The organism is Paraburkholderia nemoris (genome assembly GCF_905221015.1).
Classification (GTDB): domain Bacteria; phylum Pseudomonadota; class Gammaproteobacteria; order Burkholderiales; family Burkholderiaceae; genus Paraburkholderia; species Paraburkholderia nemoris.
The window spans coordinates 42,787-52,927 of record NZ_CAJNBO010000039.1; the positions used below are offsets into that span (position 1 = coordinate 42,787).

Genomic DNA, 10,141 nt, shown 5'->3' on the forward strand with positions numbered 1-10,141 from the left:
TGGCAGAGATTTTTTTGGTTGGCGGTCGCGACAACCAGCGCATCGCCATGTCGTCGGACCTGATCCGCGACCGGTAATCAAAAAAATGTTTGTGCTAAACCGCTCCACAGGCGGTGGCCGCTATGGGCATTGAATGACCGCCGCGGTAATTTGTGATGTCTTGCAGGGGCGATCACACACGGACTTCCGGCGGGAGTGGGAAGCATCACGTGTAAAGGAAGCAGGAATGTGCGCGTGAACCGGCAAATCACCCGCCGTTCTGGAGTACGCTGGTGTGCCAGCAGATCGAAGGCACGAGTGGAGCCGCGTTGGCCTCGTCAGGAAAGGCGAACGTGTACGGAAACAGGTGCGGTGGCAGCTAGCGCGCATGGGTGGGACCTGGCGGGGCTCGTGGAAGGCTGCCGGGCATGTCTTCGATGCGGAGCATGTGTCCCTTGCCACATACGGGGCAGTCGCGCAGTGACCTGCCTGTGAGTCGCTGGTAGCGGTCACGGTAGTCTTCCCCGGGCTCGGCGGCGGCGGGAGCCTCGACACCGAGCAGCTGTCTGCAGGTGGCGAGCCTGTCGGCACGGTGGCAGTTGGCGAGCCACCCGTAGCTGCGAATGCGCTTGAAGCCGTCAGGCAGCACATGCAGCAGGAAGCGGCGGATGAACTCGTCGGCCGTGAGCGTCATGGTCCTTTGTCTGGACTCGTGCCGGTAGTCCTTCCAGCGGAACTGGACGGTGTGCCCGTCGAAGGCGAGCAGCCGGTTGTTGGAGATGGCGAGGCGGTGGGTGTAACGGCCCAGGTAATCGAGCACGTGTTCGGCTCCGCCAAAGGGTGGCTTGGCGTAGACCACCCACTCCGCCCGTGCTGCGGGTGCAAGCCAGGCTGCAAATTCGACGGAATCGCTCAGGGATTCGAACTGACCGTGCAGGCGCAGCCCGCCGGCGTCGTAAGTGCGACGCAGTTGTTAGAGAAACAGGCGGCGAAAGAGCCGTGACAGGACCCGCACGGGCAGGAAGAAGCCGGGACGGCAGGCGATCCAGCGCCCGCCGTCCGGGGAGAGGCCGCCGCCCGGCACCACGCAATGCACATGAGGGTGATGCTGCAGATTCTGTCCCCACGTATGCAGGATCGTGAGGAAGCCGATCTCGGCACCCAGGTGTTTCGGATCGGCGGCGATCGTGCGCAACGTTTCGGCGCTGGCGCGAAACAGCAGATCGTAGAGCGTCCTCTTGTTCTGGAACGCGAGAGCGGCGATGGATTCGGGAAGCGTGAAGACGACATGGAAATACTCGGTCGAGGGGAGGAGCTCCGCATGCCGGCGTTCGAGCCATTGCGCGCGGGCGAGTGACTGGCACTTCGGACAGTGCCGGTTACGACACGAGTCGTAACTGATGCGCAGATGGCCGCATGCATCGCACTGCTCGAGATGGGCACCAAGCGCGGCGGTACGACACAGCTCGATGGCACTCATCACGCGTCGCTGGACACGACTGAGCCCCTCGGCATGGGATAGCCGGAAACTGGGCCCGCACTGGCGGAAGATGTCCGCCACTTCTAGCGCCGGCCGCATGACTGCGCTCAGAAGTACTCGGGCGCAGGTGGCGGGGACGGAATGGGTGCGGGGTGCGGCAGCAGATCGAAGGGATTGGTGGTGGCGCACACGGTGCTGGTGGCCACCTTCAGGTACCGGACGTTGTCGCAAGGGACCTATGGCCCATCAGCAGCTGGATCCGGCGCACGTCAGTACCGGTTTCCAGCAGATGCGTGGCGAACGCGTGGCGCAAAGAATGGGGTGTCACGGGTTTGGGGATGCCGCTGCGCTTGCGTGCAAGCTCGCATGCGTCGCCCACGGCATGGCGGGTGATGGGCCGCCCCGGAATGTTGCCTGGAAAGAGCCATTCCTTCGGATAGGCGTCCTGCCAGTACAGCCTCAGGATGTCGAGCAGCCTCGGCGAGAGCATTACATAGCGATCCTTACGGTTTCATGTGTTGGCGAAACTTATGTTACGGCGGCCACCGAAGAGGTAATCGGAAAGCCAGTATCCCGGCAGGAGCCGCAACATTAATTTTGCCCCATGAATCGTTAGAGCGTTTTCAAGAAGTCAATGAGACCGGGAACGGTATGCCAAGGGGCGGTCTTCGCCTCATCTGGGAGATCGCAGAGTGCGAGTGCTTTCGCTTTCATTTCCAGGTCGACTTCGGCATAGATATGAGTGGTGTCCAGGGAGACATGTCCCAGCCAGGACCGAATGGTATTGATGTCCACACCCGAACGGAGCATATGAACCCCGCAGGTGTGCCTCAGGGAATGCGGGCTGATGGTCTTTGCCGCGAGCGACGGCAAGGCCTGACTTGCGTGTACAGCCGCACGATGGACGAGAGCATAGATACCGAACCGTGTCAGCGGTTGATTGACTCGGTTAAGGAACACGAAGTCCTCGCTGGCATGTCCGGCAACGAGCGGTTTTAGAACATCCGCGGTACGCGTCCAAATGGGACACCAGCGCGTCTTGTTACCTTTGCCCACCAGGCGCACTGCGGGACAGGTGCCCCAGGTGATATCACCCACGGCCAGATGAGCAGCCTCGTCAGCGCGCGCCCCGGTGTTATAGAGAAACAGCAACAAGGCATAATCTCGCATCCCCAGTGCCGTATGCAGATCGGGCGTCTGCAGTAACGCGTCCATTTCCGGCTTGTCCAGGTACGTCAGTGTCGACTTCGCCGTCTTCTTGAACGGTACTGCGCGTATCGTGGAGCACCAGGCCACATGCTCCGGGCTATGCGTGCCGATGAACTTGGCGAGTGAGTGGATCGTCGCGAGACGCAAATTACGAGTAGCGCCGCTGCAGCCGCGTTCCTTCTCCAGAGATTGCAGGAAAGAGCGCACTCGAGCCGGTGACAAATCGTCTATCGTCAGGCGATCGACTGGCCTCCCTTGTGCTTTACTTAGAAAGGGCAGCAAAAGGACCAGCGTGTCGCGATAACTGAGTTGGGTATTGCGGGCGAGGTTTCGTTCTGTGACGAGATGCTCCAGAAGGAAGCGGCGGACCCAAGGGCCAATCAAAGTATTGTCACGCATGGCGCACCTCCGGCTGAGCGTAGCGTTCGAAGCGCAAACTGGCTTCCTGCAACAGTTCTGCGGTCATACTGAGGTACTGCTGGGTGGACCGCATATCAACGTGTCCCAGATAGGTTGCCAATTGCGGCAGTAGTCGTTGCACATCGGCACCGGCGCGATACCAGGCGATGATCCGATGAACGGCGGTAGCGTGTCGAATGTCGTGAATACGAGGCTGATAGCGCGCCGTCGATTCGCGCTGGATCTTTGCAACTCGGCGAAGTCGGCAAAACAGCTTGTTCACGCGCTTGTAGTCGAGATGAAGGCCGGTGCGCGTAGCAAGGAACGCCGAGTCACTGCCGACCGGAAACGGGAGCTGACGACGGCGTGAGAGATAGTCACTCAGAACCATCGCCAGTCGCGTCCCAATGGGAACCACGCGCGTCTTGAAAAACTTGGCATCGCGTACGGTCAGCACGCGGCTCTCCAGATCGACATCCTTCAAAGTGAGCGACAGCGCCTCCCCAATGCGCATCCCGGTGCCATAAAGAAGCAGTAGCGGGCTGCGCATGGTAACGGCCAGCAGCGGTGACAAGGGTGTTTCCAGGATGTCGGTCGCCGCCACCAAGCGCTTTAACTCGTCCACTGTATAGACGTAGGGGATGAACGGCGGCGGATGTTTGGGAGTATCCACGGGGAGCGGAGACATCGTCGCGAAGCCACGAGTGATCGCATAACAGTAGAAGCCGGCCAATACCCCATAACAATCCATCCAACGCGTGGTTACCGGCCCCCTCCCAGTGATAAAGACGAGGACAGCTTCGGGCCTGACTTCCTCGACGGCAACATCACCCATAGCGCGACTATAGGCGCGCAGCAGGGCGGACTGTGATCGGAATCGCATACCCAACGAACGCTTGAACGCGATGTAGGCCTCGACGAGATCATGGAGTCTCATCATAGTTCTCCTAAATCGAAGGTCGCCACTTCACGCAAGCCAGGTAGATCCACCTTTGCGTACACCCGCGTTGAAGAGGTACTGCGATGTCCGAGATGATCGCCAATCTCCTTGAGGGTCAATCCTTCCGCAACCAATCGGGTCGCACAGGCGTGCCTCAGACTGTGGGGGCCATAATGGTCGGACTGCACATTGTGCGACTTCAGTCTGGCGTAGACCATGTCGTAGAGCCCGCTGCGTGACAGCGGATGATACGGCGACACCAGGGTCAGGAATACCTCACGATGCAAGGTGTCGCACCGACGGACTGCCTGCAGGTATTGGATGAGGGCGTTGCCGACCGAAGGTAGAAGCGGGTACACCTGTGCCTTACCCCGCTTGGCGCGCGGTACACGCAGCTGGTCGTGCTCCCAGTCGATATCATCGAGGCGAAGCGTTGCCACCTCGCTCTCGCGCAAAGCGTAAATGGCGAACAACATCAGAATGGCGCGGTCACGTACGTCCGTGGGACGACTCTCATCCATTCCGGCAAAAAGCCGTTGTACATCTTCCCACCTGGGCCCCGTTGGCAGTCTCTCCAGAGCATAAATCCGCGGCCCTTGAATCGCTTGCGGTAGACGTGCCTCACACCACCCCTGTTGAGCACCATAGCGTAAGAATGCCTTCAGGGCATCAGCCACGTTGCGGATGGTGACACGAGTCCATCCGCGGCCGCTCCCAAAAGCAAGGTAGGCATCGATATCGTTGGCATGGAGACTGGACAGTGGCCGTCCGTTTGGACCATACCAATGCAGAAACTGCCTGATGGTACGGCGGAAACGGTCAATGGTGGCCTCGCTGAGCCCGCGCTCGTGCTTTGCCCAGTTCGCGTACTCGTCCAACCGTGATCCGAACGGAATCTGCTCAACCGGTTCGCGCAGGTAACCGAGAAATCGAAGCCATGCGCAGGCGTTAGCAATCAGGCGCTTGCGTGTCGAGAGCAGGTGGAGCTGTGGACCATCGGTACCGTCACGATCGCTGTGATTGGCAACAAGCGCTCGTACTTGCTCGACCGTAACATGCAAGTCGGTGTGCACCTCGAGCTTACGTGCGATCCAGAGCACGTCATCGGCTTTGCGCAATATCGACCAACGGGAGTCCCCTCGTTGCCAGCAGTAGTTCAGATAGTGAATCCGTTCTTCAGCGAAGGGAGCGGTCGCATGACGGGTTACCGTTGCGGCATGGTGAAAAAGTTGTTCAAACATGGTCGAACCTCCATCAATGCACCGGGAAGTTCGTCCAGAGAAGCAGAAAAATTATGTGTTGTCGATAGGAGAAAGAGGGCCGCCCGCATTGACGTAGGAGGAGCGCCGCAACATAAGTTTCGCCAACACATGAGGCCGCATGTACTAAACCGCTGAAGCGGTAGTGGGAGGGACGCGAAGGCGAGTGGCTGGCGTTCCGTGAGGACGGTTATCTGGAGCCGGACCCCAGCGAGGTGGTGAGCAGGCCACCAGGAGCAGCATGGAGGTGCCCCACCGGGCACTCCATCCACTGTTCCCAGGAGGTCCACCATGACACTGCTCCGTGAACGCATGCAGCACGACATGCTGATCCGGAACCTGGCAGAGAACACCCAGAAGTCCTATCTGCTGCAGGTTTCCAGTTTCGCCAAACACTTTCATCGCTCGCCTGAACTGCTCGGCCCCGAGGAGATCCGGGCCTGGCTCGTCCATCTTCGCGAGGAACGCAAGCTGGCCCCCGGCAGCCTCGGTCCAACGATCGGCGCGCTGCGCTTCCTCTACCGCGTGACGCTCAAGCGACCCTGGAGCGATGAGGACTTTCCCTTGCCGAAGAAGCCGTTCAGACTGCCCGTCGTCCTGAGTCTGGAGGAGATCACTACCTTCTTCGAGTCGATCGCCAGTCTCAAGCAGCGCACCATCCTGATGACCGCGTACGCCGCCGGGCTGCGGGTGTCGGAAGTCGTGCATCTGAAGGTCAGCGATATCGACAGCCAGCGCATGGTCATCCGTGTGGATCAGGGCAAAAATCGTAAGGACCGCTACGTGATGCTCTCGCCGCGGCTGCTCGAGATCCTGCGTGCATACTGGCACGAGGCTCACCCGAGGGACTGGCTCTTTCCGGGGGACATCCCCGGTCAGCCGATCACCCGGTTTGCCGTGGCACGGGCATGCAATCTCGCACGGGAGCGCAGCGGCATCAGCAAACCCATCACCCCGCATTTGCTGCGGCACGCCTTCGCCACGCATCTGCTCGAGGCCGGCACCGACGTGCGCAGGATCCAGCTGCTGATGGGGCATAGGTCCCTCGCCACAACCTCTCGCTACCTGAAAGTGGCGACCAGCACCGTGTGCGCGACCGCGAGTCCCTTCGACCTGCTGCCGCATCCCGCACCGATTCCAACCCAGCCGCCCACGCCCGAGTACTTCTGAGTGCGGCCATGCGACCGGCGCTCGAAGTGGCGGACATCTTCCGCGGCTGCCCGCAGTACCGGCAGACCCACGCCGACGGGCTCAGTCGTGCCCAGCGGCGTGCGATGAGCGCGATCGAGCTGTGCCGCACCGCGGCCCTCGGCGGCCATGTCGAACAGTGCGACGCCTGCGGTCACCAGCGCATCACCTACAACTCGTGCCGGCATCGCGCCTGCCCGAAGTGCCAGTCGCTCGCCCGCGCGCAATGGCTCGAACACCGGCAGGCCGAACTGCTGCCCGGGGTCGAGTATTTCCATGTGGTCTTCACGCTGCCCGAACCCATCGCGATGATCGCCTACCAGAACAAGAAAGCGCTCTACGACATGCTGTTCCGCACCAGCGCCGAGACGCTGCGCACGATCGCCGCCGATCCGAAACACCTGGGCGCGGAGATCGGCTTCATCACGGTGCTGCACACCTGGGGGCAAAACCTGCAGCATCATCCGCACGTGCATTGCGTGGTACCGGGCGGCGGCATCGCCCCGGACGGCGAACACTGGATCGCCTGCCGTCCCGGCTTCTTCCTGCCCGTGCGGGTGCTCTCGCGGCTGTTCCGGCGACTGTTCCTTGAACAGCTGCGCCACGCCTTTGACACCGGCGCACTGCATTTCTACGGCCAGCTTGAACCGCTCGCCGACATTCAGGCATTCTCCGCCTTTCTCGCGCCGGCCGCACAGGCAGAGTGGGTGGTCTACGCGAAGCCTCCGTTCGGCGACGCCCGGCACGTGCTCGACTACCTGGGCCGCTATACCCATCGCGTCGCCATCTCGAACCACCGGCTGGTCAGCTTCGACGACGGCCACGTCACCTTCCGGTGGAAAGACTATAAACACCCCGACACAACGAAGACCATGACCCTCGAGGCTAACGAATTCATCCGCCGCTTCCTGCTGCACGTGCTGCCCGACGGCTTCAAGCACATCCGCAGCTACGGCCTGCTGGCCAATTGCCACCGGGCAGCCCGCCTCGCCACCTGCCGCAGCCTGCTCGGCGTCGTGGCTCCCCCGGACGAAATGCCCGGCCCCACAGAAGACTACCGCGACCGTTACCAGCGGCTCACCGGCAGGTCCCTGCGCGATTGCCCCGTCTGCGGCAACGGCCACATGGTCTGCATCGAAACCTTCCTGCCAGGCGCATTGCCGCGTGCGCCGCCACCCGCTCACCATGTTCACTGATGCGCGTTCGCACCGCGGCCGGTCACGTTTCCATGCATTCCGGATGGCAACGCGCCCGGCCTTGCGTCATCGGGTCTTTGCCGCAGGTGAACGCCCCCAATCCGCACCCTTGACCTCGCCAACCCAACGCTCGCACCACCCTCACGCACTCATCCACTCCGCTTCATCGTCGTCCGGTGCCCGCCCCAAGCGGGTGGCGCGCGCTGGATGGCCCCGCCGGTCATTCAATGCCCATAGACGCGACCGCCTGTGGAGCGGTTCAGCACAAACGGATTTTTAGTTACCGATTGCGGTGCGACTTATAAGGACTCTTCAAAGGTTCGTAGCCGCAATCGCTAACCAAAAATCCCTCTGCCAAATGTTCTCAAGAACATTTACGGTTCTTCCCCTGATTTACACGGATGACCATACGCCTGCTGTCGATATCGGTGACCTTCAGATGCACGACTTCCGACACCCGCAGGCCGGCGGCGTACGCGGTCATCAGGATGGTGCGGTGCTTGAGACTGGCGACCGACTCGAAGAAGGTGGTGATCTCCTCCAGGCTGAGGACGACCGGCAGTCGGAACGGCTTCCTCGGCAAGGGAAAGTCCTCGTCACTCCAGTTGCGTTTGAGCGTCACGCGGTAAAGAAAGCGCAGTGCACCGATCGTTGCGCCGAGACTGGCGGGTGCCAGCTTGCGCTCTTCGAGGAGGTAGACGAGCCAGGCCCGGATCTCGTCGGGACCCAGCAGTTCGGGCGAGCGGTGGAAGTGCCGGGCGAAACTGCGTACCTGAATCAGATAGGACTTCTGCGTGTTCTCGGCGAGATTGCGGATCTCCATGTCGTGCAACATGCGTTGGCGCAGCGGCGTCATGACTAACCTCCTGGAAGCAGTGGTGGAGCCCGGTTGGGCATCCACATACTGCTCCTGGAGGTATCTGCGTCCCCTCGTTGGGATCCTGCGTCGGCTCACCGCCACACTGAACGTCAGCCATCAGCTCTCGCACTCCTCCCCCTACCGCGTCAGCGGTTTAGTACTTTGCCCGCAATGTCGTTGGAGACATTGCCCCCACACGACCGCGGTTCATCTGCTACGTGCCGGCGTCGATATCAACACGATCCGAGCCTGGTTAGGGCATGTCTCTTTGGATACGACACACATCTACGCCGAGGTCGACCTGGAAATGAAAGCAAAGGCGCTTGCTCGCGTCGACATCTCAGGCCTGCCCGCAGCATCAAGGCGTGCGACCACGCTGCCTTCACTGATGACGTTTCTGAAGCAACTTTAGTTGTTCGCTGGCATTTTTTATGTGCGGGCACGAGTCAGGGGGGATTGGATAAGCCCTGACTCGAAGACATCGCCGCCACATAAATTTGGCCGCAACATAGCCCGCGTAAGCGTCCGCTTGCAGGATCCCTTTGAACCTGGCGAGATGGGTTTGAGGGTGGATGCCTTGCCGGTTCGGCGAGTACGAGAACCAGACCGAAGCCGGTTGCGTCGAGCCCGAGCGATGATCGTCGCGCACGTAGACCCACAGCCGGCCGGTCCTGGTCTTCCTGTTGCCCGGTGCGAGCACCGGGATCGGCGTGTCATCTGCGTGCAGCTTGGTGGCGGCCACCGTATAGCGGCGCAGCGCCTCTGTTAGCGGTGCGCACAGTGCCTCGCATTGGCCGACCCAGCGGCCCATACTGGCCCGGTCAAGCGTCACGCCGTCGCGCGCCGCGATCGCCGCTTGTCGGTACAACGGCTGGTGGTCTGCATACTTCGAGACGAGGATGTCTGCCAGCAAGCTCGGATGGGCGATGCTCCGCTCGATCGGCAGGCCGGGCATTGGCAGCTGGGTGATAGTGCTGCAGCATGGGCAAACCAGTTTGCGCCGGATCGTGCGAATGACCTTGAACGCCGCTGCGACCCGGGCGAGTTGTTCGGACACGTCCTCGCCGAGCATCTGCATTGGTTGACCGCAGTCCGGGCAACTCGATTCGGGCTGGAGTACATGATCCTCGCGCGGCAGATGCGCGGGAAGCGCTCGCCTTGACGCCGCTTCGTCCGTCGTCGCATTCGAGGTGGACGCATTTGCACCGCGCGCCTGCGCACGCTCCACATCCGCAACGCCGCGCCCGGCGGCCAGATCTTCAAGTTGAGTCTCGAGCGTTTCGATTTGCCGCTGCAACTGCTCGGACTTGCGACCGAACTGCATGCGCCTGAGCTTGTCGATCTGGGCTTTGAGCTGCTCAATCTCGACATCGCGTTCGGCAAGCAGACTACGGGCCTCGACCAGCAAGGCCTTCAGGAGTTCGACATCGTCAGGAAGATCGGCGCCGTTCGACATGCGCCGTAGTTTACGAGTCTGCCGCGCGGTTTACAACATCGATAACGCAGCGGTGCGACGGGGCTGTGTTACGTCCCGCTATATCTGGGTTCCAGCGGAGGTGTTTATCTCGGTATCAAATAGGATGAAGTTTGGAACTTAACCCTGAACATCATGAGATGAGACGGACGTAAAGA

General features: G+C 61.1%; 7 protein-coding genes and 2 pseudogenes. 2 read left to right on the forward strand and 7 right to left on the reverse strand.

Annotated features, from left to right (window positions below; all coding sequences use genetic code 11):
• Window positions 1-358: 358 nt before the first annotated feature.
• The 5 genes and pseudogenes from KHO33_RS37075 to KHO33_RS37095 all read right to left on the reverse strand — a co-directional run bounded on the left by KHO33_RS37075 (window position 359) and on the right by KHO33_RS37095 (window position 5,248).
• Window positions 359-1,558, reverse strand: a pseudogene (locus KHO33_RS37075) (IS91 family transposase).
• Window positions 1,559-1,667: 109 nt separating this feature from the next.
• Complete coding sequence (locus tag KHO33_RS37080; protein ID WP_234480850.1) at window positions 1,668-1,949, reverse strand: tyrosine-type recombinase/integrase; 282 nt, start codon at window positions 1,947-1,949, stop codon at window positions 1,668-1,670.
• A gap of 122 nt (window positions 1,950-2,071) precedes the next feature.
• Complete coding sequence (locus tag KHO33_RS37085) at window positions 2,072-3,067, reverse strand: tyrosine-type recombinase/integrase (protein ID WP_200567697.1); 996 nt, start codon at window positions 3,065-3,067, stop codon at window positions 2,072-2,074.
• Window positions 3,060-4,007 carry a tyrosine-type recombinase/integrase gene (locus KHO33_RS37090; protein ID WP_234480849.1) on the reverse strand — a complete coding sequence of 316 codons (948 nt, stop codon included), beginning with the start codon at window positions 4,005-4,007 and terminating at the stop codon, window positions 3,060-3,062. The genes KHO33_RS37085 and KHO33_RS37090 overlap by 8 nt, the downstream gene beginning before the upstream one ends.
• A complete protein-coding gene (locus KHO33_RS37095; protein ID WP_200567696.1) occupies window positions 4,004-5,248 on the reverse strand; it encodes a tyrosine-type recombinase/integrase in 1,245 nt (414 codons plus the stop codon). Before KHO33_RS37095 ends, KHO33_RS37090 begins: the two co-directional genes overlap by 4 nt.
• 309 nt (window positions 5,249-5,557) lie before the next feature.
• Here KHO33_RS37095 and KHO33_RS37100 point away from each other — a divergent pair, with 309 nt between their 5' ends.
• Together KHO33_RS37100 and KHO33_RS37105 are read left to right on the forward strand one after the other, a co-directional pair.
• Window positions 5,558-6,436: a tyrosine-type recombinase/integrase gene (locus KHO33_RS37100; RefSeq protein WP_200567695.1), complete on the forward strand. Its 879-nt coding sequence runs from the start codon at window positions 5,558-5,560 to the stop codon at window positions 6,434-6,436.
• A gap of 8 nt (window positions 6,437-6,444) precedes the next feature.
• Window positions 6,445-7,650 (forward strand): IS91 family transposase, encoded by a 1,206-nt coding sequence (locus tag KHO33_RS37105; protein WP_200567694.1) that lies wholly within the window; start codon window positions 6,445-6,447, stop codon window positions 7,648-7,650.
• 364 nt (window positions 7,651-8,014) lie between these two features.
• Here the strand turns inward: KHO33_RS37105 and KHO33_RS37110 are convergent, their stop codons facing one another.
• Window positions 8,015-8,506, reverse strand: a complete 492-nt coding sequence (locus KHO33_RS37110; protein ID WP_234480848.1) for a tyrosine-type recombinase/integrase — start codon at window positions 8,504-8,506, stop codon at window positions 8,015-8,017.
• Window positions 8,507-9,017: 511 nt separating this feature from the next.
• Window positions 9,018-9,965 (reverse strand): annotated as a pseudogene (gene tnpC / locus KHO33_RS37120) (IS66 family transposase); the annotation flags it as partial.
• Window positions 9,966-10,141: the final 176 nt, after the last annotated feature.

Bases quoted from the DNA above. Each gene is read 5' to 3' on its own strand.
- KHO33_RS37100 (WP_200567695.1), top strand. From the start codon at position 5,558: ATGACACTGCTCCGTGAACGCATGCAGCACGACATGCTGATCCGGAAC.
- KHO33_RS37080 (WP_234480850.1), bottom strand. From the start codon at position 1,949: ATGCTCTCGCCGAGGCTGCTCGACATCCTGAGGCTGTACTGGCAGGAC.
- KHO33_RS37090 (WP_234480849.1), bottom strand. From the start codon at position 4,007: ATGATGAGACTCCATGATCTCGTCGAGGCCTACATCGCGTTCAAGCGT.
- KHO33_RS37110 (WP_234480848.1), bottom strand. From the start codon at position 8,506: ATGACGCCGCTGCGCCAACGCATGTTGCACGACATGGAGATCCGCAAT.
- KHO33_RS37085 (WP_200567697.1), bottom strand. From the start codon at position 3,067: ATGCGTGACAATACTTTGATTGGCCCTTGGGTCCGCCGCTTCCTTCTG.
- KHO33_RS37095 (WP_200567696.1), bottom strand. From the start codon at position 5,248: ATGTTTGAACAACTTTTTCACCATGCCGCAACGGTAACCCGTCATGCG.
- KHO33_RS37105 (WP_200567694.1), top strand. From the start codon at position 6,445: ATGCGACCGGCGCTCGAAGTGGCGGACATCTTCCGCGGCTGCCCGCAG.